General features: G+C 40.1%; 15 protein-coding genes (1 of these 15 only partly in view). 4 read left to right on the forward strand and 11 right to left on the reverse strand.

Going from position 1 to position 24,677, the window contains the following annotated elements:
• Positions 1-708: the end of a family 43 glycosylhydrolase gene (locus BGO84_RS12845; protein WP_291029695.1), read on the forward strand. It extends 831 nt beyond the left edge of the window; only the last 708 of its 1,539 coding nucleotides appear in the window; the start codon falls outside the window, past its left edge; it ends in the stop codon at positions 706-708.
• Between the two features lie 54 nt (positions 709-762).
• On the opposite strand, the gene BGO84_RS12850 is transcribed toward BGO84_RS12845, so the two are convergent.
• The 9 genes from BGO84_RS12850 to BGO84_RS12890 all read right to left on the reverse strand — a co-directional run bounded on the left by BGO84_RS12850 (position 763) and on the right by BGO84_RS12890 (position 16,899).
• The gene (locus BGO84_RS12850; protein ID WP_291029697.1) at positions 763-2,370 is read right to left on the reverse strand and encodes a trehalase family glycosidase; all 1,608 of its coding nucleotides are present in this window, start codon (positions 2,368-2,370) and stop codon (positions 763-765) included.
• Between the two features lie 225 nt (positions 2,371-2,595).
• Positions 2,596-4,050: a PA14 domain-containing protein gene (locus BGO84_RS12855; protein WP_291029699.1), complete on the reverse strand. Its 1,455-nt coding sequence runs from the start codon at positions 4,048-4,050 to the stop codon at positions 2,596-2,598.
• Positions 4,051-4,173: 123 nt separating this feature from the next.
• Positions 4,174-6,138 carry an alkaline phosphatase gene (locus tag BGO84_RS12860; RefSeq protein WP_291029701.1) on the reverse strand — a complete coding sequence of 655 codons (1,965 nt, stop codon included), beginning with the start codon at positions 6,136-6,138 and terminating at the stop codon, positions 4,174-4,176.
• Positions 6,139-6,206: 68 nt separating this feature from the next.
• Positions 6,207-7,061: an endonuclease/exonuclease/phosphatase family protein gene (locus BGO84_RS12865; RefSeq protein ID WP_291029703.1), complete on the reverse strand. Its 855-nt coding sequence runs from the start codon at positions 7,059-7,061 to the stop codon at positions 6,207-6,209.
• A 14-nt stretch (positions 7,062-7,075) separates the two neighbouring features.
• Positions 7,076-10,003 carry a GH92 family glycosyl hydrolase gene (locus BGO84_RS12870; RefSeq protein ID WP_291029705.1) on the reverse strand — a complete coding sequence of 976 codons (2,928 nt, stop codon included), beginning with the start codon at positions 10,001-10,003 and terminating at the stop codon, positions 7,076-7,078.
• A gap of 115 nt (positions 10,004-10,118) precedes the next feature.
• The gene (locus BGO84_RS12875) at positions 10,119-11,654 is read right to left on the reverse strand and encodes a RagB/SusD family nutrient uptake outer membrane protein (protein ID WP_291029707.1); all 1,536 of its coding nucleotides are present in this window, start codon (positions 11,652-11,654) and stop codon (positions 10,119-10,121) included.
• A gap of 12 nt (positions 11,655-11,666) precedes the next feature.
• A complete protein-coding gene (locus tag BGO84_RS12880; RefSeq protein ID WP_291029709.1) occupies positions 11,667-15,053 on the reverse strand; it encodes a TonB-dependent receptor in 3,387 nt (1,128 codons plus the stop codon).
• 221 nt (positions 15,054-15,274) lie between these two features.
• Positions 15,275-16,258, reverse strand: coding sequence for a FecR domain-containing protein (locus tag BGO84_RS12885; RefSeq protein WP_291029711.1), 984 nt, complete (start codon positions 16,256-16,258; stop codon positions 15,275-15,277).
• 62 nt (positions 16,259-16,320) lie between these two features.
• Positions 16,321-16,899, reverse strand: coding sequence for an RNA polymerase sigma-70 factor (locus BGO84_RS12890; protein WP_135104489.1), 579 nt, complete (start codon positions 16,897-16,899; stop codon positions 16,321-16,323).
• 191 nt (positions 16,900-17,090) lie between these two features.
• On the opposite strand from BGO84_RS12890, the gene BGO84_RS12895 reads away from it, so the two are divergent.
• On the forward strand, positions 17,091-18,479 hold the full coding sequence (locus BGO84_RS12895) for a Gfo/Idh/MocA family oxidoreductase (RefSeq protein ID WP_291029713.1): 1,389 nt from the start codon (positions 17,091-17,093) through the stop codon (positions 18,477-18,479).
• Positions 18,480-18,624: 145 nt separating this feature from the next.
• Positions 18,625-20,622: a glycoside hydrolase family 97 protein gene (locus tag BGO84_RS12900; protein WP_291029716.1), complete on the forward strand. Its 1,998-nt coding sequence runs from the start codon at positions 18,625-18,627 to the stop codon at positions 20,620-20,622.
• 90 nt (positions 20,623-20,712) lie between these two features.
• On the opposite strand, the gene BGO84_RS12905 is transcribed toward BGO84_RS12900, so the two are convergent.
• Together BGO84_RS12905 and cysK are read right to left on the reverse strand one after the other, a co-directional pair.
• The gene (locus BGO84_RS12905) at positions 20,713-22,008 is read right to left on the reverse strand and encodes an O-acetylhomoserine aminocarboxypropyltransferase/cysteine synthase (protein WP_291029719.1); all 1,296 of its coding nucleotides are present in this window, start codon (positions 22,006-22,008) and stop codon (positions 20,713-20,715) included.
• Positions 22,009-22,100: 92 nt separating this feature from the next.
• On the reverse strand, positions 22,101-23,048 hold the full coding sequence (gene cysK / locus BGO84_RS12910) for a cysteine synthase A (RefSeq protein ID WP_291029722.1): 948 nt from the start codon (positions 23,046-23,048) through the stop codon (positions 22,101-22,103).
• Positions 23,049-23,316: 268 nt separating this feature from the next.
• Between cysK and murF the strand changes: the two genes are divergently transcribed.
• On the forward strand, positions 23,317-24,606 hold the full coding sequence (murF, locus tag BGO84_RS12915; RefSeq protein ID WP_291029724.1) for a UDP-N-acetylmuramoyl-tripeptide--D-alanyl-D-alanine ligase: 1,290 nt from the start codon (positions 23,317-23,319) through the stop codon (positions 24,604-24,606).
• The last annotated feature ends 71 nt before the right edge of the window (positions 24,607-24,677 follow it).

Genomic DNA, 24,677 nt, shown 5'->3' on the forward strand with positions numbered 1-24,677 from the left:
TACTTCAAAGGTGAAGGCTTTTTTGCCGGACGACAACCTGTATTGCAAGAGATGTACATGGGAGAAGATAGTTGGCCACATTTCCGCACTGGAACAGTGGGTAAAGCAGAGCAAGCTATGCCATATCTCGGAACTGTGCAGATGGGAGGTGCTGATTTTGAAGATAGATTCGAAGGTAGTACGTTGAAAATAGATTGGACTTGGAACTTTCCTTATTCAGATATAAAGACTGAATTTCGGAATGGAAAACTTCTGCTTAGTGGCACTCCAAAACAAGGGAATGATTGGGGAACAGCATTATGCCTACGTCCGCAAACACCTTATTATACTTATGAAACATTGGTGAATAATAGCAATAAGAGTATAAAAGGGCTTACCATGTATGGAGATGATAAGAATCTCATAGTATGGGGTGTATCGGATGGAAAGTTAGAGTTGAAATCAATAAAAGATGGTCAGCAATCGTTGATCTATAATTCAACAATATCACAGAAGTTTGTCTATCTCAGAGCTCAGGTAGAGAAAGGTTGTTATATGACTTTCTTTTGGAGTAAGGATGGGAAAAACTGGACGAAGATAAATGAGACTCCTATCCAAGCCGATTATTTAACCCGATGGGATAGAGTTGCCCGTCCCGGAATAATACAGATCGGAGACACTTCTCAGCCTGCTGAATTCTCTTACTTTAAGATGACGAATATAAAATAATAAAGAAACTGCCTTAAGAATTCACTTCCTAAGGCAGTTTCTTTTATGTGATTATCAAATAGTTTGCTTGCCTACCTGAACACTTACCTTTTTACTCTTGTCTTTTCCCCAAAGCAATGTTAGCTCGAAAGCAACGTTCGAATCAATCGTAACCGATGGTGTTTCATCAGCCGAATTACGCTTATTAACTTTAAACGAAACCAAGCCGTCGGGGCCGTATGGATAGCGCTCTATCCCGTGTGCTTCGGTCTGAGTAATATCCCATATTACAGAATGATTGGCATAGTCGGAACGGATACCTAAGATATACTCTATAAATACCGCAATAGGAGGAAGACCTGTCCAACCCACAAAGTCTTTGCGAGCCATAAATCCCGGTTCTGCAGCTTCCGGAGCGTAATATTCCCAGAATGTTCCTGTGTTCTTGTATACTTCAAAAACGTTACTGTAATGGTTCTTGGCTATCTCCTTCGCTTGTTTTGTGTATCCTTTCTTATCAAGTCCCGTGATGACCATATAGTTTGTTCCCGGCCAAACACCACCTTGCCAGTAGCGTCCTCTCGGGTTATATTTCGGATTGTCGGCCGAAAGAGACGGAACTCTGTGCGGACGGTTGAATGTTTTAGGATCGTCCAAATGCTTCACCATTCTCTCTAGTTGCTTAGCATCCAATACATCGGTATGCAATGCCCAGAATGCAGGCATCCCCATCGTTGTACTCAGACTACCATCAGCATACTGATCGTACAAGAATCCTGTTTTTTCGTCCCAAAGATTGTCGTGTACATATTTGGTAAGCATTTTTATCTCGTCCTCAAATTCTTCGATCTCTTGCCAGCGTTCCAGATAGAAACCTATTTCGAGCAATACATTTGCCATCAATATTTGTTGCAGGCATGCATCCAGCCATACCATGTGTCCGTTACTATATATCATATTATACTGAGGCTGTACACGTGGCATGTTGTCCATACCTGTTCCCCAACCGCTCGACCAGTATGTTCCATTAGGCCATGTACGGTTTAGTTTCAGCCATTTGTAATATGCACATAGTGCCGGGAATATCTTTTCTAAGCGTTCGTTATCGCCATACTGCTTGTAGTATAACATCTCACTCCATGGCAGAAGGTTAGGTCCGGTGCTTGTCGGGTCGTAACGCTCGAAGCAATCTGCTCCATCGGCTTTGATTTCGCGGCAAATGAATCCATCGGGATGCTGTTTGGCGTAGAAGTTATCCAATGTATGTTGGAATGGGAAAAAGCGGTATCCGTAGCGGGCAAACATCATCATAAAAGATGAATCCCACATAAAGATATTTCCGTTATAAGCTGTATCCAGATAACTGGAAACAAAGCCCGAACCTTTTTGTGGTTGACGGATATTGCTGATCGCTATTTGCCATGCTTTCCAGTACATCTCTATCTCTTTCGCATGTCCTTCCCAAATAGGACTGGGCAATATATTCTTAGCCTCCTCGAAGCTTTTAGGAATTACTTCCTCGGGTTTTGCTATACGGTATTCATTCTCCGTAACCAACGCTTCCTTTACATACGTATTTTTGTATGGCAGGTTGTATTTTGGCGGTACCTCTTCATTTTCTTGAGAGAAGAGGTTGAATGTTACGATACAGTTTAGAATAATTAAACTAACAAGTCTTTTCATCTTAGGGTATTATAATCGATTTTTATTGTTACTTTTTACAAATATACTGTTTTTATATAAGCCTTATAACCTGTGTGATATAAATAAAAGGTGACAAAAGTGACACTTTTTATTCTGTTTTTTATCTGTCACCTTTTTCTGTTTTTTATCAAGCTCAACGAAGAGAAGTATCATCTCCGCTAGGATACAAGAAAAAACACTAGACAGCGTCCTTATATAGATAAACTATTTTGCAATATACAACATATTATCAGGAATAATATCTTCTCTGATACTGCGGCTCGAAAGACCTACTTCGAGGAATTCTCCCATATAGTTTTCGAAATACAATAACTTCAATTCGTGATATCCGGCTTCGAGAGCAATCTTTCCTTCGGCACGTTTCAGGCTGTGAGAGCCATCGTTGTCAACAACGGTTTGGCCGTCAATGAATAACTTCGAACCATCGTCGGAGAAAGTATAAAATTGATAAACGCCCTTTTCGGGTATTTTGATATATGTTTTGAATACAAATGCCATAGAATCTTTAGCTGTAGCAGAGGCAATCGAAAAATTGTTCATCGTACCTTCTTTTACAAGTTTAGCAGAAGCGATCATATCTGTATGGGTCAGTTTAAAATCGGCTTCGTAATACTTGTACTCTACTCCTTGTTGTTTTACCTGAATATTTTTTGCAGGCAAATACTCCGTTGCTTGTTCGTCGGCAGAAGACAAGCCTGAAGGATAATAATATTCAAACTCGATACCTTTCGGTGTGCGTATCCATGTATCGAACTGGTTTTTGCCTTCATACATTTTGATAATGCGTCCGCCTCTCTCTAATTTACCGTAAGCGTCTACACCTGTTGTCCGTCCGAATGCGAGAGCTATTCCCTGATCGATACCTATATAGTCGTTATCGTGGTCGTGCCCTACAAACACTCCCATTACGTCTTTCTTCTCTACCATCGAGCAAAACATTCCTGAATTTATTTCCGGAGAGGCAACCTCTTCTTCTTTATTGCCGATGGTTTTTTCTTTTCCAACCACGTTGTTATACTCCAGTATAGGAATATGGAAGAATGCAAGAGCAGGAAGCGGTGTTCCGCCATTTTGTGCTGTATATTTATCACTGGTTTTTCTGTACCAGTCTATCTGATCGAAGTGTATCCAGTCGTAATGACCGTACTTGTGTGCAGATGGTTTGTTGTGCGAGTCGATGCAATACAATACAGCCACAGTCTTAGCTCCTTTTGATGCCTTAACTTCTAACGGATAGTTTCCCGATCCCGATAGCTCCGGTCCTTTTTCTCCGATAAAGTAAGGGTAGTTTGCGATAAGATCAAAAACCTCATCACGGGTAAGCCCTGCTTCTTCATCGTGATTTCCCAAGGTGACAGCCCATGGTGTTTTAGCCTCTTCAAATATTTTGCCAATAGATCTCCATCCTTCTTTGGCAGGCATATCGGTTACTACGTCACCCGTAAGGATAGCGATATCCGGCTTTTCGGTTGCCAAAACATGTTTGATCACATCAACAGTCTTGCTGCAATTAGGAGAGTTGTTGCTCCAATGCAGGTCTGTAAATTGGGCGATCTTGAAATAACCGTCCTTATTGAATTTCAATTGTATATTATTCTTTTGTGCAAATAACGTAATTGCGCAAAAGAGAGTTACGAGTATTAGTGTATGTTTTTTCATGGTCTTTATCTGTATTCTCTCTGTCATACCGAGTGTAACGAAGTATCTCGCTTTCTTTTTATAGAAATGTTCAGCTTTGGGATGCTTCGTGCCTCAGCATGGCAGAGATGGTATAATCATTTTTTACAATCCTAATAATTTTTTCATCTTATGAAAAATCTGAGTATTCTTATACACTCCTATGAATTCGGACGAGCCCGGCCCGTAAGAAAAGACAGGCAGCATAAGCGGAGTGTGGTCGTCGGTCATATAGCGGGCAGTGAGATGTCCGTTGGCAACATTTCCGTCCACCAATGTAAGACCTCCTGTTTCGTGGTCGCCTGTTACTACAACCAATGTTTCTCCATTACTATCTGCAAACTCAAGGGCTGCTTTCACCGCCAAGTCGAAGCTTAATGTTTCCATTACAGAGCCCGGAAAAGAATTGGCATGTCCGGCATAATCTATTTTTGCACCTTCTACCATCAGGAAAAACCCTTTGTCATTTGTTGTCGATAGTTTTTTTATAGCCTGATTTGTGGCGTCGGCAAGCATTGTCAGCGTTTCTTCAGATGCAGCCAGATCCATTCGTTCGTCAATACAAATAACCTTCTTGTTATCAGTATTGATGTCGTCAATAGATGTACTGATTCTATACTGTTTCTTCAATTCACTTAAAATATCCTTGCCATCGTTCCGACGTGTGAAAACAGACATACCGGCACCGTTCAGAAGGGTTAGTTTTCCATCGAGCAAATACGAAGTTATCTCGTCAGAGTTATCTCTTTCTACCGAGTGTCCGTAAAAAGCGGCAGGGGTAGCATCGGCAACATTACCCAGCGTTACAACCCCGCAAGCATATCCCGCAGCATGCATTACATCTGCCATCGATGGGTATGCTACTCCATCTTCACTCATGCTGATATGGCGGTTGTTGTGGAGTTCGCCTGTTGCTAATGCGCTGCCTCCTGCCGCAGAATCGGTTGTATAGGAATCTTTGGCACTGGTGTTTTGCAATCCTACATATTTCATGTTGAAAATTGTAAGCCCGTTTCCGTTTTTGTAATTGGCATTATTTACTGCAGCTCCTGCCTGTAGTTGAGCAAGTCCTGTACCGTCACCAATAAGGAATATGATATTCTTGATAGGCTTGTTGCTTCCATCATTCTTGTAAGTAGGGGTATATACGTTGATACCTTTCGATAGTTGCAGAAGCTTGTTGTTAAAACCTTGAAATCCGACTGTTGTTCTATCCAGCCTTTTGGCACGTGCTACATCATCGGTTATATCTTCATTCTTCCCTATTTGGTAGTTCTTATTGTCGAAATGCGAGAAATAATCGGCACAGGCTTCAGGGCGGTCGGTATTAATGTAATCTATGCCTAGATTGTGGAACGTATTCCATGCGGTAACGCCATCGGGTGTTCCCCAAAAACGGATAGGCTTGCCCAATGCGTGTACTTCATTGATCACTTTTACGACTTTCTCCAACTCGGCTTTTTTAATAGATCCTTTACCGTTCCATACCGAATAGTCGGCAAAAGAAAGGCTTATCATTGCTATTCTTTTCAGCTGTTCGGGCGTATAGTCTGTTTTATATCCATCGAATGAAATAAATGATGGATATTTAGAATAATCTTTCTCGGCAGGACGATTCCCCGATATAACAACCTTTACGGCATAAGGGTTAACCGTAGCGTCGAAAACCTGAGGATAGGCTTTCAGTTTGGATACTAATATATCCAAAGTCGGATTTGCCGGAGTTTTCAGATCTACCAAAAGAATAAGCGTTTTATCTGAGTTTTTCCAAGGTCTCCCGCCATTTTGTTTAAATAGATTGACCAATGGGGTGATGTATGCCTCGTCTATAGTCGGGGCATTGGCTACGTCCTTCAGGTCGTGTGCCACCTTCAACTCATTGGCTTTCCCTGTGGTGTAAATATCAGCCTCTATAGATGCTACTTGCTGCGCATAAGCCTGATAGAACGGAACTCTTTGCTCATAATCGTTATGAGAGTGAATGAGTATCCGTTGTTGTGCATTGATAGATATACTTATCAACCCCGTCAAGAAGACTAATAAATATATTTTGTTTAAAATATGTCTCATGATTAAAAACCTTTTTTGATTGTTGTTGACTATACTTCGTTACACGCAGGATAGCACAAATTCTATAATTATTTTATTTCTATTTGAGCAACTACGACAGAATGGTCTGAAATAAATGTATCGTCCAATTTTTCAGGGAGTACACTGTGTTTAGCTACCTTGATGCCTTTGCTTACAAAAACATAATCGATAAACTCACGTCTTTCCATAGGGACTCTTCCAAATCCGTGGAATGTCCAGTCTGTACCGCTTTTCTCTACTGCAATATCTTTCGAATGAATAAGATGTTCAGGACTATTCACATCCGTAACGTGTTTGATTACATCCGATTCGGGTGTCGCATTAAAGTCTCCCGTCATAATGATAGGCAAACCGTTAGCAAGAGCATTCGCTCTGCTTAGCAATAAAGTTACACCTTCCTGACGCGCTATTTTACCCACATGATCGAGGTGTGTATTGATAAAGAAAAGTTGTTTTTTGCTGCTTATATCCTCCAGTATAGCCCATGTAGCTATGCGCTCACAAGCTCCATCCCAACCTTTAGACCCCGCCACTTCGGGTGTTTCGCTCAGCCAGAAGTAACCGGATTTTATTTCCTTGAATCTATCCTTCTTATATAATATAGCACTGTATTCTCCCTTTTCGATACCGTCTTCACGACCTACTCCTATCGCATTATATTCGGGTAGGCGAGATTTTAAGTCGTTCAGCTGGTTTACAAGTACCTCTTGTGTTCCAACGATGTCTGCATTCTGATTCTTTATCGTCTTTGCCGCAACATCTTTCCTGTACTGCCAGTTGTTCAGGCTGTCGTCAGGATTATCGTAACGAATGTTGAAGCTCATTACATTGAGGTCTACCGGCTTGCTATTACATGAAGTCAATAGTACGATTACAGCAAGAAAATAAAATAACTTTTTCATCTTATCAAGGTTTTTTATTTTATGAATAAATTAGATGCTGGTATATTCTCAAACTTCTCGGATGTTGGTTTTTTCCAACCCCAACTCAGGTGTTCTCCTTCGTAATCCTCAAAGTATTGGAGCTTGTATGTGTGGTGGCCTTTTTTCAGGGCAATTCGGCCGGTGGCGGATATGGCTGCATGCGAACCATCGTTGTCAACTATCTTTATATTATCAAGATACAAGACACTGCCGTCGTCGGAGGTAGTCATGAATTCATAGACGCCATCTTCTGGTACAAAGATAATACCTGTGAATATAAATGCAAAATGATCTGCTTGTTTTGCTCCGTTTATTGATGGTTCGGTTATTATTCCTTTCTCTACGAGAGGCGCCTTCTGTATCTGGTCTACAGCACTGAAGTATCCTTCGTAATAATGAAAGTTTGTACCATTCTCTTTGGCCAAGGCTGCTACAGGGTTCTTAAATACAGCTTTTGTGGCTTGAATCGTAAATATACGGCTCGGGATAAATCCATCTTTATATGCACGAGCTTTGATCGTTGTAGTTGCTGCTATTTCTATTGGCTCGGAATAGAGTGCTGATTCTTCGGTTGGCTCTTTCCCGTCGAGGGTGTAATAAATTTTCACATCTTTTGTCGCCGAATGCAAATCGACAGTTGTATTGTCAATGAAGAGATCCAGATCTTTTGTTGTATATGGTATCGAAACAATCTTTCCTGTGGTCATCGAATGCGGATAGTCAGATTCTGCTATGCCTCTGGACTTGTTTGGGGTGGATGACAAGTTGAAATCGAGTACCCCTCCTTGCATTAGTTCTTGGTAGGTAATGTAATTAGCAGCTATCTCCTTTCCGTTGAGAGAAACCTTGTTGATATACACATTCTTTTCAGGGTGATTAGCCTTGATAGTCAATGTTTTTCCGTTCGCTAATTTAATTGTTGCTTTTTCAAACAGCGGAGTTGTCAACGAAAATTCATTCGAGCCCGGGCATACAGGATAAATACCTATACTGCTAAGGATATACCAAGCAGACATCTGTCCGCAATCTTCGTTGCCACTGATTCCCTCAGGGGTTGGCTGATACATCTCCGATAGTATGCGGCGGGTCATAGCCTGCGTTTTCCACGGCTGACCAACATAATTGTATAGGTATGCCATATGATGGCTCGGCTCGTTGCCGTGCGCATATTGCCCTATGAGTCCTGTGATATCAGACATGTGTCCGTCAACTTTTGACTCCACCACAAAGAGGCTATCCAGCTGCGAGGTGAATTCATCTTTCCCCCCGAAGAGCTGTATAAGACCATTTACATCATGCGGTACAAAGAATCGGTATTGCCATGCAGTAGCTTCTGTATATGCACGTCCCGGTTCAAAAGGATTGAAAGGACTGTCCCAATTTCCGTCCATACGCTTACCTCTAAAAAATTTGGTATGTCCGTCAAATACATTGATGTATGATAGTGCTCTTTCCGTATATACTTTATAATCATCCTCTTTCCCTAACTCTTTTGCCATTTGCGCAATACACCAATCGTCGTATGCATATTCGAGAAGGCATGACACTGACTCTCGTTTTATGTTTGAAGGTATAAATCCGTATTTGATATAATAGTCAGAACCTTTTTTGTTTTTGTCGGACGAAACCTTCATGGCTTCATAAGCCTTAGCAATATCAAAACCTCGTATTCCTTTCATGTAAGCATCAGCAATTACCGATACCGAGTGATAGCCGATCATAGTGTTTGTTTCTCCGGCAGATAGCGGCCAGATAGGAAGCTCGCCCGAGGCATCATACATATCGAGGTAAGAGTTGATAATATTATTTACGAGTGTAGTATCTGTTAATGTAATGAGAGGATTCCATGCGCGGAATGTATCCCAAATGGAAAATGTAGAGTAATATTTCTCTCCTTCGGGCAATATACCAACCTTCATATCATGGCGGCGAAACTGTCCGTTTACGTCGCTCATTATATTGGGCACTACCTTTGAATGGTATATGGCGGTATAGAAGTTTCTTAAATCATGTTCGCTTCCGCCTTCTACAACGATTTCCGATAATGCTTCAGACCAAAGGTTGCGGGCTTGATTGTGTACTACATCAAAGTCGAAATCTTCTACATCGTGGCTCAGGTTTTTTCGTGCATTCTCTTCACTTACAACCGAGAATGCAACCTTGGCTATAATAGGTGTACCGTCCGAAGAACCAAATTTGAGTACGGCTTGCTGATTATTCGTTTTAGGTTTGGTATCCTTGTCCAGAATGACACCATCGTTAACTAAGTCGAAAGACTGAATATCTTTTGAAAACTGAGCAACGAAGAACACATACTGATTGGTTACCCATCCCTGAGTTCTTCTCATTCCCGACACTTCATTGTCTGCCGATTGCCTGATAACAAGCGAGTCGATAACTTCTTCGGCCAACACATGCGCCATGTCTATAATTATGGCTTGGTTTTTATCTTTTTCGAAGGTGTATCGGTGTACACCTGTATATGTTGTAGCTGTCAGTTCAGCTTTAATTCCTTCTTCTTTGAAATCAACCGAATAATATCCGGGTGAGGCTTTTTCGTCTTGATGCGAAAAGGCAAGAGGCTCGAAAATATAACCTTTCGATACCGGTTTTATGTCTTTGGTGGTAGGGTGGAAAAGCACGTCGCCCAGATCGGCACAGCCTGTTCCACTAAGGTGTGTGTGCGAAAATCCTAAAATAGAAGAATCGCTATAATGATAGCCCGAACATGCATCCCAGTCTCCTGTACGGGTGTCGGGGCTCAACTGTATTGCTCCATACGGAGTGGTAGCTCCGGGATATGTGTGTCCATGAAAACCTGTTCCGATAAATGGGTCTACATAGTCGATAGGGTTTTTAGGTAGATTTGTACAGCTAATTAAAAATCCAATAATAAAGGTTGATACGAGTATTTTCTTCATTAAGTTTTATATATTAATTACAATTGCCTCAATTTATCATTAAGAAGGAACTATCCAAAATGTATTTTCTACTTCTGCGACAGTTCCTTCTCTATGACAATATCAAATTTCTGTTTTATTTAAAGTTCGAATATCCATCATTCGGGTTATTAACCAATAAATAATCAGTGTTTTCTATCTCACGTTGCGGAATCGGGAAGTGTGCATCTTTAGCTGGATCGAAAGTTCTAGGACCTCTTGGATCGCTTGCGGTTGTTGCAGCAGCATATACTTCTTTTGCTAATCCCCAACGAACAAGGTCGTAATGACGTTCGTCTTCATAAGCTAACTCACAACGGCGTTCTTTAACCAAATCATTGAATGTAGGAGCGGATATTGCTTTTGAATTGTCTCCGCCAAAAGCTCTTACTCTAACTTCGTTGAATGAGGCCGCAGCCGCAGCCACACCTTTAGTGCGATCGTTCGGACCTCCTCCGGCTAAGAATATTTCGGCTTCGGCATGGATAAGCAATACATCAGCATAGCGTAAAAGAGGTACATCTGCACCGGTTTCCCAGTTCCAGCCTGTAAGATCATTATATGCAGCAGAATATTTTGTTCCCATATATCCTGTACTCATGTCCTTAATAAGGGCACTGGTAAGCGTTGTTTGTTTACCTAAGAAGAAAACATCATCACCCGCACCTTTAAGCGTTACCAGACGGCGAAGGTCTCCGCTTGAGGTCAGGTTTGGTTTTTCGAATGCATCGAACAAGCTTTTGGTAGGAGCAAAGTAATACCATCCTGTACCACCCGAAAGAGTTCCCGAAAGAAGGATAACAGATGTTACTGTTCCTTGGTTTCTCACCGGCTTGTTAGTAAGATTGAAAAGTACTTCTTCATGCTTTTCTCCGGCTGGAGAGAACAAGTGCGCATAACCGTTATTATTTGTCTTGTCTAAAGAATACTTGCCCGAGTTGATTACTTTTTCTGCGGCAGCTTTAGCTTCGTTATATTTACCCCAATGTGCATATACTTTTGCAAGAAGCCCGTAAGCAGCACCTAGTTGTGGACGACCTTCAGCACCTTTGTCTCTGGTCCAAAGACTTTGTTTCTCGAAATGAGAAATGGCTGTTTTCAAATAACCTTCGATGCGTGTATATGTCTCGATTTTTGTTTCGCGCGGCTTGTTTATTTCCTGAGGTTTGTTATAATCATAGAATGGCAATCCTCCATATCTTTTTGCTAAATGGAAATAAGCAAAAGCACAAAGGAAATTAGCTTCACCAAGAATAATATCTTTGTTTTTGTCAGACATTTCAATGTTAGGCGCATATTTCATTACGTCATTTGAGCGTCTGATTACTTTATACATTATTTTCCAGTTCGAAAACTGTCCGCTTGATGCATTTGTTGTTGTTCTGAATTCGGTGAGGGCTTCATCGTCGCCTTTACTACGATTGATTACCATATCGTCGCTGGCAGCACCTACCCACCAGTGTCCGCGCCCGAAACCTTCTTCTTCATAAAAAGGGGCATAGGCAGCATCTAACCCTAATTGAGCATCGGCTTCTGTATTCCAAAAGTTTGAAAGCCCGTAAGGTTCCCTATCTAAATCACACGATGTGATAAAAATGAATGGGATGAATAGTAATAATTTATATAGTTTCATGTTTTATTCGATTTAAAAGTTAATATTTACACCCATAATGAAAGTTCTAGGCTGAGGGAATTGTCCTCTGTCCACACCTATTTCGGTAACTCCGTAACTATCCAATTCATTAGCATAAGTTTCACCAAGTTCAGGGTCGAAGCCTTTATAGCTGGTGAATGTAAGCAGGTTCTGTACGGTAGCGTAAACTCTTAGTTTTTGCAATCCTAATTTTTTGATTGTGTTTCTGTTGAAAGTATAACCTAAGGTAAGTGTTTTTAGTCTCAGGTAATCACCTTTGTCAACATAGTAATCAGACATCCTGCGGTTGTTGTTGGTATCCTTGATTGTAACACGTGGTCCATTCCCTCCGGGGTTGTTTGTTGGGTGATAACGGTCTAGGATAGCTGCAAACTGATTGTAACGAGGATCAACGAACATACCTTCATATTTGATGGCGTTGAATATGTCGTATCCGGCAACACCTTGGAAGAAGAAGCTAAGATCGAAACCTTTATACTCAAGATCGGCTCCAAGTCCATAAGTGAAATCAGGGAATCCGCTACCAATATTTGTTTGGTCGTTAGAGTCTATTTTTCCATTACCATCCAAATCGAGGAACTTAAGGTCTCCAACTTTTGCGGCAGGTTGTATTTTTTCTCCTTTTTCATTTACGTAAGTATCTATTTCTTCCTGAGATTTGAATACACCTCCATTTTTATAACCATAGAAGTGTGCTATCGGTTCACCCACTCTTGTTCTTGTGATGTTAGTGCCACGGTAAGAACTTGTAAACATGTTTCTGTTACCTGTACCCATCGAAAGAACTTCATTTTTTACCTTGCTGAAATTGCCGTATGCGCTTATATTAAAGTCCTTAACTTTAGTATTGTATGATAAGTTCATATCAAAACCACGGTTACGCACTTCGGCAGCATTTACCATCATTCCTCCGTCTACACCGGCTAATGAAGGTACAGGGATCTCTAGCAATACATCTGACGATTTTTTGATGAAATAGTCGAATCCGAAATCAAACTTGTTGAGGAAGCTGATATCTAAACCTAAATCTGTTTGAGTCGTTACTTCCCATTTCAGGTCAGGATTCGCTAATGTAGACTCATATCGTCCAAAGCCTGCAGTTTCTGTACTGCCAAAAACAGTGTTGTATCCATCATTATCTGTTGTGTTGGCAATAAGCACTTTGGTAGGATAATTGCTTCCCATATCCTGATTTCCTAATTTACCCCACGATGCTCTCAGTTTTAAGTTTTGGATTGCTTTTTCTTTCAGGGTTTCGAAGAAAGACTCTTCTGAAATACGCCATCCTCCCGAAACTGAAGGAAAGTATCCCCAACGATTTCCTTTTGCAAATTTAGAAGAACCATCGGTACGGAAGTTTGCAGATAATAGGTATCTGTCTCCAAATGAATAATCGAGTCGGGCGAAATAAGAATTCATAGCCCATTCTTCGCGACCACCTTGCATCCATGCTATATTTGTAGCAGCAGAAAGATAACGTTGCGATTTATCTTCGGAGATAAAACCTGTACCGCGAGCATTTGTATATTCAGAGTTGAATGCTTCGTAAGAAGTACCTCCCAAGAGCATCAGCTTGTTGAGTCCTATCACTTTGTCATACTTCAAAGTAGTGGTTGTGATCCACTTTGTATCTTTCCATCCTCTTTCGGTAAGTTCATTTGTATTGGACGCACGTCCGGCTTCAGGTACTCTGGTTACAAACCATTTGTCACCCCAATCAGACCAATCATAACCTAAATCAGTTTTGATTGTAAAATCATTTAAGAATTTGTATTCTGCATATACATTTCCAAATATGCGGTCGCGAGTACGTGCACGGTCCGATCTGTCTAAAACAGCTACCGGGTTTATGAGGTCGGCGCCTAATTCTCCACTTCCGCTATAAATGCCTTTGGCTTTGTTTTCGTAAACAGAAACAGAAGGGTCGAATTGAAGTGCAGAAGCAATGGCTCCACTTGCTCCCATTTCCGGAACCAGCATTTGCTTAGAGTGTGTGATCATCAAGTTTTCTCCTACCTTGAAATTTTTGAAAACTTCCAGTTCTGTATTGATACGTAGTGTTGTACGATTGAAACTTGAATTCTTTAGAAGTCCGTCTTGTTTAAGATGGGCTCCCATGATATTATACTTGAATTTATCGGAACCTCCTGAGAGCGACAAATCATAATTAGCCTGATAAGCGGCACTTGAGAAAATTTCATCCTGCCAGTTTGTCCTGCTCACTTTTGCAAAATCAGATGTGTAATAATCCGGAGCCGTTTTGTCGTATCCGTCATATTTTATAGCATTGTCGTATGCCTCCAAATGGATCATATTACGTTGTGCAGCATTCAAAACATCTATTTTTCGTTGAGCCATCGATACTCCATGATGAGTATTGAATGCAATATTCACTTTGTCGGATTTACCTCCCTTTTTAGTCTGAATAATAACAACTCCGTTTGCTGCACGTGAACCGTAGATAGCCGCAGATGCAGCATCTTTCAACACGTCGATACGCTCTATGTCGCCCGGATTGATATCGTTCATATTATCAGCCGGCATGCCGTCGATTACATAAAGTGGTTCGTTGTTTCCAAATGTACCCATCCCACGGATACGGATAGAAGTTCCCGATCCCGGAGCTCCACTACTTTGCAGTACGGTAACACCCGACATACGGCCTTGCAGCGCACTATTGATACCGCTTACTGACATGTCGTTCAGGTTCGACATTTTTACGGATGATACCGCTCCTGTCAGGTCGGCTTTTTTCTGTGTTGTATATCCCACAACAACAACTTCGTCCAAAGCCTGAGTATCTTCTTTCAGGACGATGTCTAAAGTGCTCTGATTTCCTATTTTTACTTCTTGAGGAACAAAGCCAACATAGTTAAATGCTAGAACCGCTCCGCTGGGAACATTTATAGAATATTTTCCGTCAATGTCAGTAATCGTTCCTGTGGTTGTGCCTTTAACGGCGATACTAACCCCCGGAAGTGTGAAGCCTTTTTCATCTTTGATGACTCCCGAAATTTCACGGCCTGTTTGTTTTCTATCTTTTACTTCGTTTGTTCCGGCAACAGATAATATAATCTGATCATCTACTATGGTATAGGTGATGTTCGAATCTTCGAATAGTGAGTTTAGTATTTCATTTACCGGTCTGTCTTTTACATTTATCGATACAATCTTATCTGTGTTGATAAGCTTGTCGTTGTACATAAAGTGGTAAGAAGACGCTTTTTCTATTTCTTTTAGTACAGAGCGGATAGCTCCTGTTCTATTGATGGAAATGCTGTCTATCCGTTTCGATTGGACGGTGAAGGACATTAAAAATAGCCCTAAAAATAAGAGATATTTGCTTTTCCCTCCTAAAATAAATTTCATTAATGTCATGGTATATTTTTTTTAAGGTTAATGTTGAAAAATACGGGTTCAGATGGAGCAAAAAAATCCAGCCCCCTTAGAAGTAAGTGGTAATGTCTTTTCATAAATTTTCTTGTTTTAAAAAACATCATACAAATGAATATCCTTATTCTTAAGGAATCACTTCGACGATATTAAGTTTTAATTAAAAGGAATAACACATTTTGATCATACTGGTTCGATTTTAGGTTTTAAATTTTAGATTTAAGTTTCTGAGTTAATATTATTTTTTGTCCTTGTCTTTTCCATTCCAGTTGAGGTGTACTCAATGATAGCATGTTCATTATCTGATATATTGATTCATCTTTGATCGTCGCCGTAAAGCGATATTCTTTCAGGCTCTCATCTTGTATCACAATATCTACCCCATAAACCCTATTCAACTTTTGTACGACTTCCTCGAGTGGCTTATTATTGAATAATAAAATCCCCTGTTCGTAAGCGTCATACTCGTTCGGTGTACTGTTTGATATTGTATATTTTCTATCTGTTTTGTTAAACACCAATCGGGTATCAGGCTTCATTGTTATCGGGTGATTCAGCCTTGGCGAATTGAAGTCTACAATACCTCGTTCCAGATATACCTGTATTGTATTATCTGCATCATAATCTCTTACCGAGAACTTAGTCCCGTATGCTTTTACCCTTGTTCCGTCTGTCGTTTCTACATAGAAAGGATTCTTTGGGTTTGATTTCACCTCAAAAGTTCCTTCACCGTCTAAAATAACAAGTCGCTCTTCATCAGAAAACCGATCAGGATATTTGAGTGTTGACCCTGCATACAGGGATACTTTCGACCCGTCGGGTAGAGAGATATTTACTACTTTGGCATTTGTTGCAGCTACTTCGTTATAAACCACAGGGCCTGTCTTGTACTTATCTATCAGCAGGTATGTGAAGCCTAATATCAAAGGAATTGTGATGATTGCAGCCGAATTGGCTAGCCAGCGACGCCAGTTGATTGTTTTCTTTTCCGTCAAAGAGAACGGTATTTCAGGAATCTCTTTGTTTATAGACAGTGCTTGCGAAGCCTTATACACAAGGTTCCATTGATGGAATATCTTACGAGCTTCGTCAGAAGACGACAAAAAAGACTCAAACTCTACTTTTTCTTCAGAGCTTAGTTCTTTGTTGTGAAACTTGAATATTAACTTTTCAAATTTTTCTTTATCCATAATAGAATTTAGTGGCTTCTATATATAAGACAGATAACTCATAGGTCACCCTATGAAAAAAATTAATTTTTGTTGAAGAAAAGGAAAAGGAGAACGTAAGGCAGGAAATCTTTTAATGATACCGATAATATAATCAGCGATTTATGCATGTATGCTTCTACTGTTTTTATCGAAATATTTTTTCTTTCGGCTATTTCTTTATAAGTAAGATGTTCAAATCGGCTCATTCTGAATACTTCCCTGTATTTTTCGGGAAGTTCATTTATTGCTTTTTCAATCAAATTTTCCAGTTCCTCAACAGAATATAAATCGTCAGAAGTGTAGGGGTCGTACGTATTCAATATATACTGCTCGTATGTCATTTGTGTTTTTTGCTTTTCTATCAAATTGAGGCAGTGATTTCGTGTTGCAGTAAGTAGGTAGGAACGGACAGAGGTATTGATAAATATATTTTTTCGGTCTCTCCACATTTTTAAGAACACATCGTGTATGCAATCTCTAACAGAGTCTTGGTCGGATATGTATCTGTTTGCAAATACGCATAATGGTGCATAAAAAAGATTATATAGCCTGTCGAAGGCATTGTGATCATCTTCTTTTATCAGATCAAACAATCTATCATATGTGTTTTCCCTCTCCATTCGAAAACTGATATATAACAAACATCCTGCAAATGTATGATATATTTTCAGGCTTAAATGTTAATTAAGAAAATAATATGTAAGATTTCCCTTATCTTTATACCTTCCTTATATTCAGAAAATAGAAGATTAATCTTTAATCTGTAAATATAGACCTTGAAGTAAAATATTTTAAACATAAAATATTCACCATGAAAAAATTCATTATTTTATTTTCTTCATGTTTGTTATCGTTTAACTGTGTAGCTCAGCAACATAAAGAACAATCTCTCTTATTGAAAACTCCTGTTCAAGAGCGTCCGGCAGGACAAACAGATGTACTTGAGTTGAGAACCGAACCCTTACCTGTGGTGCGTGTAGCATTCATCGGCTTAGGCATGCGAGGCCCCGGAGCTGTGAACAGAATGACTTATATCCCGGGAGTGGAGGTTGTTGCATTGTGTGATGTAGAGCAAAAAAATACAGAGAAAGTAAATAAAATGCTACAAGAAAAAGGCCTTCCTAAGGCTCAGGAGTTTTATGGAGACACCTCTGTGTGGCGCAAGGTTACAGCCCTTCCCAATGTAGATCTTGTTTATGTGGCAACAGACTGGTTGTCGCATGCAAAAATAGGTATTCAGGCGATGAAAGACGGCAAGCATGTGGCAATTGAAGTTCCTGCTGCTGTAACAATGGATGAAATATGGGGATTGATCAATACCTCCGAGCAAACCAGAAAGCATTGCATGCAATTAGAAAATTGCGTATATGATTTCTTCGAACTCACAACCCTAAATATGGTACAGCAAGGATTGTTGGGTGAGGTGATTCATGGCGAAGGTGCATATATTCATGGTTTACAACCATATTGGGATGAGTACTGGAACGACTGGCGCATGGACTTTAATAAAGCTCACCGAGGTGATGTGTATCCCACGCACGGACTTGGACCTGTATGTCAGGCAATGAATATACACCGTGGCGATAAACTGAACTATTTGGTTGCGATGGATACGAAGGCGATAGGCAATCCTGAGTTTTTGAAAAAGAATAGAAATGAAGAAGTAAAAGGCTTTCGCAATGGAGATCATACCACCACTATGATTGGAACAGAGAATGGGAAATCTATATTGATAGAGCATAATGTAACATCACCTCGTCCATACAACCGTATGTATCAGCTTACCGGGACAAAGGGATTTGCGAATAAATATCCGATAGAAGGATATGCATTAGACAGTGAAGAGCTTGACCCTGCATTGACCAAGAATCATGAAAACCTGACGGCTCACAGCTTCGTACCCGAAGATGTGCAAGTGGCATTGATGGAGAAATATAAACACCCTATAGCAAAAGATATAGAAGATCAGGCTAAGAAAGTCGGAGGACACGGAGGAATGGACTTCATAATGGACTATCGTCTGATATACTGTCTTCAAAGGGGACTTCCGCTTGATATGGATGTGTATGACCTTGCCGAATGGTGCAGCCTGATACCATTAACGGAAATTTCGCTCGACAATAATTCAGCTCCTGTAGAGATTCCCGACTTCACACGTGGAGGGTGGAATAAAATAAAAGGATTGAAATTTGCTCAGTAATCCTCTTCCGTAGACCCTTATAAAAGGATAAAGGAAAAGGAGTTGTCGGTATTCATTTTAGTTGAAAGGGGTAGGGATAAACTTGAAAAAGAATTATTTTAGCAAAAGGGAGTGATCTCTCTATATTCTAAACTTAAATATACTTATGAAAAAAAATTACTTGATTATTTTAGTCGTATTCTGCACGGCTCTGTTTTCAATGACAGTATCAGCCCAGAAGTTATTTAATCTTAAATCTCCGAATGGTAAGCTGGAAGCTGTAATTAATGTAGGTAAAACAATCGATTATTCTGTTTTGCATAACGGCGATCTTATGCTCGACAAGTCTACAATTTCCATGTCACTCAGTGACGGAACTTTCTATGGAAAAGACGCGAAGTTGTCGGGGTCATCTACAAAGACCGTAAATCAGACAATTAGTGCACAGGTATATAAACGTAAACAGATAAAAGATAATTATAATGAGCTTACGCTCAAATTTAAAGATCACAGTATTCTCTTTAGAGCATACGACGATGGTATTGCTTACCGTTTTGTGTCTGCGTCTAAGAAGCCATTTGCGGTACAAGGCGAACAGGTTGAGTTTAATTTTCCTGCAGACAGCAAAGCTTTTATCAATTATACGAATAAATATGAATCGGCGTCTTTTGAAGAACAATTCTTTAATTCATTCGAACAACCGTATGTTCATAATCTTTTGTCTGAGTGGAATAAGAAAAGACTTGCCATAAGCCCTTTGGTAGTAGAGGGAGTAAAGGGTAAAAAGGTTTGCATTGTAGAAGCTGACCTTCTTAACTATCCTGGAATGTTCTTATATCCGGGAGATAAAGCCAATATTCTGAAAGGGATTTTTGCACCGTATCCGAAAGATGTAGAACAAGGAGGACACAATAATCTGCAGATGGTTGTAAAATCTCGTGAGAATTTCCTTGCAAAATTTGATGGTGCTACCAATTTCCCTTGGCGTGTTGTAATCGTTTCCGAAAAAGATTCAGATTTGGCAGATAGCGATATGGTCTACAAGCTGGCAACACCGTCTCAGGGTGACTACTCTTGGGTAAAACCGGGTAAGGTAGCATGGGACTGGTGGAACGATTGGAACCTTTATAATGTAGATTTCAAGACAGGAGTGAACAATCAGACGTATAAATATTATATAGACTTCGCTTCTAAATATGGTATAGAATATGTGATTCTGGATGAGGGATGGGCCGTGAATTTGAAAGCCGATTTGTTTCAGGTTGTTCCCGAAATTAATTTGCCCGAACTTGTCGCTTATGCTAAATCGAAGAATGTAGGTCTTATCCTTTGGGCAGGGTTTCATGCTTTCGATCGTGATATGGAAGCCGTTTGCAAACATTATAGCGAGATGGGCATCAAAGGTTTTAAAGTAGACTTTATGGATAGAGACGATCAGGTTGTTGTTGATTTTCACCGTCGTGGTGCAGAAACGGCGGCTAAATATAAAATGATGTTAGACTATCACGGTACTTACAAGCCTACAGGTTTGCAACGAACATATCCTAATGTGATTAACTTCGAGGGCGTAAATGGATTGGAGCAAATGAAATGGGCAGAAAACCTCGATCAGGTTACCTATGATGTTACTATTCCGTTTATTCGTCAGGTAGCAGGGCCTATGGATTACACGCAAGGTGCGATGCGCAATGCTACAAAGGGGAATTACAGAAGCGTGAATAACGAAGCCATGAGCCAAGGTACACGTTGCCGTCAGCTTGCTGAATATGTTATTTTCGAATCTCCGTTGAATATGCTTTGCGACAGCCCGTCAAACTATATGGCAGAACAGGAGTGTACTGAGTTTATCGCTGCTGTGCCTACCATTTGGGACAATACAGTTGCATTGAATGGTGAAATTGCAAAATATGTAGCTATCGCCCGTCAAAAGGGAGATGCATGGTATGTGGGTGCATTGACAAACTGGGATGCCCGTACTATGGAACTGGATTTGTCATTCTTGGGCGAAGGCAACTTCAAAGGAGAAGTGTTTAAAGACGGTATAAACGCCGATCGTGTTGCTAAAGACTACAAAAAAGAAATAATAGATATTCCTGCCGATCGGAAACTTCCAATATCAATGGCTCCGGGTGGAGGTTATGTTGTAAAAATAACAAAGAAATAAAAATAATTATTCTTCTATTATAAGATAAGAGGCTGTCTCAACTATTTTGTGAGACAGCCTCTTTTATAAAAAAATAATCACGGCTTTATTTTATATATTGTTCAGCGCCTGATCCAGATCAGCGATGATATCGTCAATGTTTTCGATACCCACAGATAAGCGTAACAACCCCGGAATAGCACCTGCCAAAACTCTTTCTTCGTCCGAAAGTTGTTCGTGAGTTGTAGTTGCAGGGTGGATTATGAGAGATTTGGCATCACCTACATTTGCCAAGTGGCTTATCAGTTGGAGTGAGTTTATTACTTTGTCGGCATTATCACCCGATCCTTTTACCTTGAAAGAAAGTACGCCACCGGCTCCTTTTTTGAAGTATTTTTTAGCCAATGCGTGGTATGGGCTGCTTTCGAGTCCCGGATAGTTTACATATTCTACTTTATGGTGTTTCTCCAACCATTTAGCAACAGCTAATGTATTTTCCACATGACGTTCTACCCGAAGAGAAAGTGTTTCCAGTCCTTGCAAGAGAAGGAATGAGTTGAACGGGCTGATGGTACTACCCCAGTCTCTAAGTCCTTCTACGCGGGCACGTATCGTAAATGCGATATTACCGAATGGACCATTTGCACCAAATACATCCCAGAATACAAGTCCGTGATAGCTGTCGGATGGCTCTGTAAATTCAGGGAACTTACCATTGCCCCAGTTGAACTTACCGCTATCTACGATCACCCCGCCAAGAGACGTTCCATGTCCGCCTATCCATTTGGTAGCACTTTCTACTACAATGGTAGCCCCATGTTCTATCGGGCGGAAGAGTGCACCTCCTGCACCGAACGTATTATCTACAATTAGAGGTATTTCGTATTTGTCGGCTACAGCAGCGATAGCTTCAAAATCAGGGATATTCAGATCAGGATTTCCGATTGTCTCCAGATAAAGAGCTTTTGTCCTGTCATCAATCAGCCTTTCGAACGAAGCCGGCTCGTCATCCGGTGTAAAGCGTGCTTCTACTCCCAAACGTTTGAACTGTGACTTGAACTGATTGTGTGTTCCACCATACAAATGCGAAGTAGTAACAAAGTTGTCTCCCTGCGACAATATGTTGTTAAGCGCCAAAAATTGAGCGGAGTGACCTGAAGCTGTTGCCAGTGCAGATGTTCCGCCTTCAAGAGCAGCTATACGTTTTTCAAATACATCTGTAGTCGGATTCATCAGACGAATGTATATATTCCCGAATTTACGAAGTCCAAACAAATCGGCTCCATGTTGTGCGTCATCAAAAGTGTATGACGTTGTTTGATAAATAGGTACAGCACGTGATCGTGTAACCGGATCTACCTCTTGTCCGGCATGTACTTGTAACGTTTCAAATTTATAGTTGCTCATATTTTTTTGTTTTTATAAAATGAGAGTAATTGATTGTAAAATCAATTACTCATAACTAAATAAAGATAACCTTTAAGATCGTATTATGTTGATTAAAGTGGATATTCTTCAAAAGCATACAATACTGTAGACAGATAACGCTCTCCTGTATCGGGAAGGATTACAACGATATTCTTTCCTTTGTTTTCAGGTTTTTTTGCTAACAGTGTAGCGGCATACGCTGCTGCACCCGAAGATATACCTACCAATAGACCTTCTTCGCGAGCCAGTTCACGGCTTGTGCGGATGGCATCGTCATTACTTACCTGAATGATTTCATCTACAACAGAGTCATTGTATGTTTTTGGAACAAAGCCTGCTCCTATACCTTGTATTTTGTGCGGGCCGGGTTTGCCTCCTGATAATACAGGTGAGTCTGTTGGTTCTACAGCCACTATTTGCACATTTGGATTGTATTTCTTCAAAACTTCGCCTACACCGCTTACAGTTCCGCCTGTACCAACTCCAGCTACAAAGATGTCGATTTTACCGTCGGTGTCACGCCAGATTTCTTCAGCAGTCGTTTTTTTATGTATTGCAGGGTTTGCAGGATTTGCAAATTGTTGAAGAAGAACTCCTTTCGGGTTTTGTCTTTGTAGTTCTTCGGCTTTTGCTATAGCACCTTTCATGCCATCCGGGCCCGGAGTAAGAACAATATTTGCACCAAGTGCTTTAAGTAGATTCCTACGCTCTATACTCATGGTTTCAGGCATTGTTAATGTAAGCTTATAGCCTTTTGCCGCAGCTACGAAAGCAAGCCCTATCCCTGTGTTTCCACTGGTTGGTTCTATCAGTTCGCTGTCGGGGTGAAGTAGTCCCGATGCCTCTGCATCTTCTATCATTGCATTGGCAATACGGTCTTTGACGCTCGATGCCGGATTGAAATATTCCAATTTAGCAATTACATGAGCATCTACTCCATGTTTCTTATTGTAATTCGATAGCTCCAATAGCGGAGTGTTTCCGATAAGATCAGTTAATTTTTTTGCAATTTTTCCCATAACCGTTGATTTGTTTGTTTAATTATTGATACAAAGGTACATACTTTGAGGTACATATAAAATCGCTAAAGTAAGGTATTTTGCTACCATGTTTATGGTATATTTTGCTGAGATATTTGATAAAGTAAAAAACGTTAAGAAGACTGTTTGATAGAAATTATTAACGTATATTCGTAGAGCTTTAAGCAAATCTTGTGGAACTTTACAAATCTAAAAAGTAATACATTAATAAACGTTTGAAAGGAAACAATAAATTTGTATAAACGCTATGGAGATATCAGATCTATATAATATATATAAGAAATACCCGGAAATTTCAACTGATACACGTAATAGTCCTAAAGATTCAATATTTTTTGCATTAAAAGGTGCAAATTTTAACGGGAATGAATACGCTGAAAAAGCAATCGATCAGGGCTGTGCCTATGCTGTTGTTGATGAAGAGAGATACGCAACCAGACCGAATATAATACTAGTAAAAGACAGTCTGGAAACACTACAAGAATTAGCCCGCCATCACCGGAAACAATTTATAAAAAAGCCAATTATCGCTATCACCGGAACAAACGGAAAAACAACTACAAAAGAATTGATTTATTCTGTTTTGTCTCAGGAGTATAATGTATTGGCAACTCAAGGAAACCTGAATAATCATATCGGAGTTCCGCTAACCTTACTGAGGATAAAAAAAGAACACGAGATTGTGATTGTAGAAATGGGAGCGAGCCATGTAGGTGAAATCCGTTTTCTTGCCGAGATGGCTTTGCCAAACTATGGGCTGATTACCAATCTGGGACATGCACATATCGAGGGGTTTGGTTCATTCGAAAATGTGGTGAAGGCCAAAGGGGAGTTGTATGAATTTATCCGCAACACTAATGATGGAAAGATATTTATAGACTACAGCAATTTGCTCTTACGTGAAATGTCGGAAGGGATAACGTCTATATATTACGGACTGGAGGAAGATTTATTTATTTCAGGAAAAGTAACATCTATCAGTCCTTTCCTTGCACTGGAGTGGAAATTTGGCAATAAACGGAATAAGGTGCAAACAAATATGATAGGAGAGTACAATCTCTCTAATGCATTGGCTGCAATAACTATTGGTAAGTATCTCGGAGTAAAAGCATCTTTGATATGTAAAGCCATAGAGGAGTATGTGCCGACTAATAACCGCTCGCAACTAAAGAAAACAGAGAAAAACATGCTTATAATAGATGCATACAATGCCAATCCGACAAGTATGCATGCCGCTCTCGAAAATTTTGACCATATGGATGTAAATCATAAGGTTCTTATCCTTGGAGATATGAAGGAGTTAGGACCTGATACAGATATGGAGCATCAGAAGATTGCAGATTATATAAGCGATCATAATTTTGACAGGGTTATGTTTATCGGAGATAATTTCAGCAGGGTAAAAACAAAGTATCCGAGATTTAAAAATCTTGACCATCTGAAAGAATATCTCGAAAAAGATCCGGTTGAAGATAGTTACATATTACTCAAAGGCTCGAGGGGAGTACAACTTGAGAAATGCATTGACATGCTATAAAAAGATAATATAATATAATAGAAAAAGATCCTCATTTGGGGATCTTTTTCTATTTATATACTTGATTGATT

Source organism: Dysgonomonas sp. 37-18 (assembly GCF_001899125.1).
In the GTDB taxonomy this organism is placed as follows: domain Bacteria; phylum Bacteroidota; class Bacteroidia; order Bacteroidales; family Dysgonomonadaceae; genus Dysgonomonas.

Bases quoted from the DNA above. Each gene is read 5' to 3' on its own strand.
- BGO84_RS12865 (WP_291029703.1), bottom strand. From the start codon at position 7,061: ATGAAAAAGTTATTTTATTTTCTTGCTGTAATCGTACTATTGACTTCA.
- BGO84_RS12860 (WP_291029701.1), bottom strand. From the start codon at position 6,138: ATGAGACATATTTTAAACAAAATATATTTATTAGTCTTCTTGACGGGG.
- BGO84_RS12870 (WP_291029705.1), bottom strand. From the start codon at position 10,003: ATGAAGAAAATACTCGTATCAACCTTTATTATTGGATTTTTAATTAGC.
- BGO84_RS12885 (WP_291029711.1), bottom strand. From the start codon at position 16,258: ATGGATAAAGAAAAATTTGAAAAGTTAATATTCAAGTTTCACAACAAA.
- BGO84_RS12875 (WP_291029707.1), bottom strand. From the start codon at position 11,654: ATGAAACTATATAAATTATTACTATTCATCCCATTCATTTTTATCACA.
- BGO84_RS12890 (WP_135104489.1), bottom strand. From the start codon at position 16,899: ATGGAGAGGGAAAACACATATGATAGATTGTTTGATCTGATAAAAGAA.
- BGO84_RS12900 (WP_291029716.1), top strand. From the start codon at position 18,625: ATGAAAAAAAATTACTTGATTATTTTAGTCGTATTCTGCACGGCTCTG.
- BGO84_RS12855 (WP_291029699.1), bottom strand. From the start codon at position 4,050: ATGAAAAAACATACACTAATACTCGTAACTCTCTTTTGCGCAATTACG.
- BGO84_RS12880 (WP_291029709.1), bottom strand. From the start codon at position 15,053: ATGACATTAATGAAATTTATTTTAGGAGGGAAAAGCAAATATCTCTTA.
- BGO84_RS12850 (WP_291029697.1), bottom strand. From the start codon at position 2,370: ATGAAAAGACTTGTTAGTTTAATTATTCTAAACTGTATCGTAACATTC.
- BGO84_RS12905 (WP_291029719.1), bottom strand. From the start codon at position 22,008: ATGAGCAACTATAAATTTGAAACGTTACAAGTACATGCCGGACAAGAG.
- cysK (WP_291029722.1), bottom strand. From the start codon at position 23,048: ATGGGAAAAATTGCAAAAAAATTAACTGATCTTATCGGAAACACTCCG.
- BGO84_RS12895 (WP_291029713.1), top strand. From the start codon at position 17,091: ATGAAAAAATTCATTATTTTATTTTCTTCATGTTTGTTATCGTTTAAC.
- murF (WP_291029724.1), top strand. From the start codon at position 23,317: ATGGAGATATCAGATCTATATAATATATATAAGAAATACCCGGAAATT.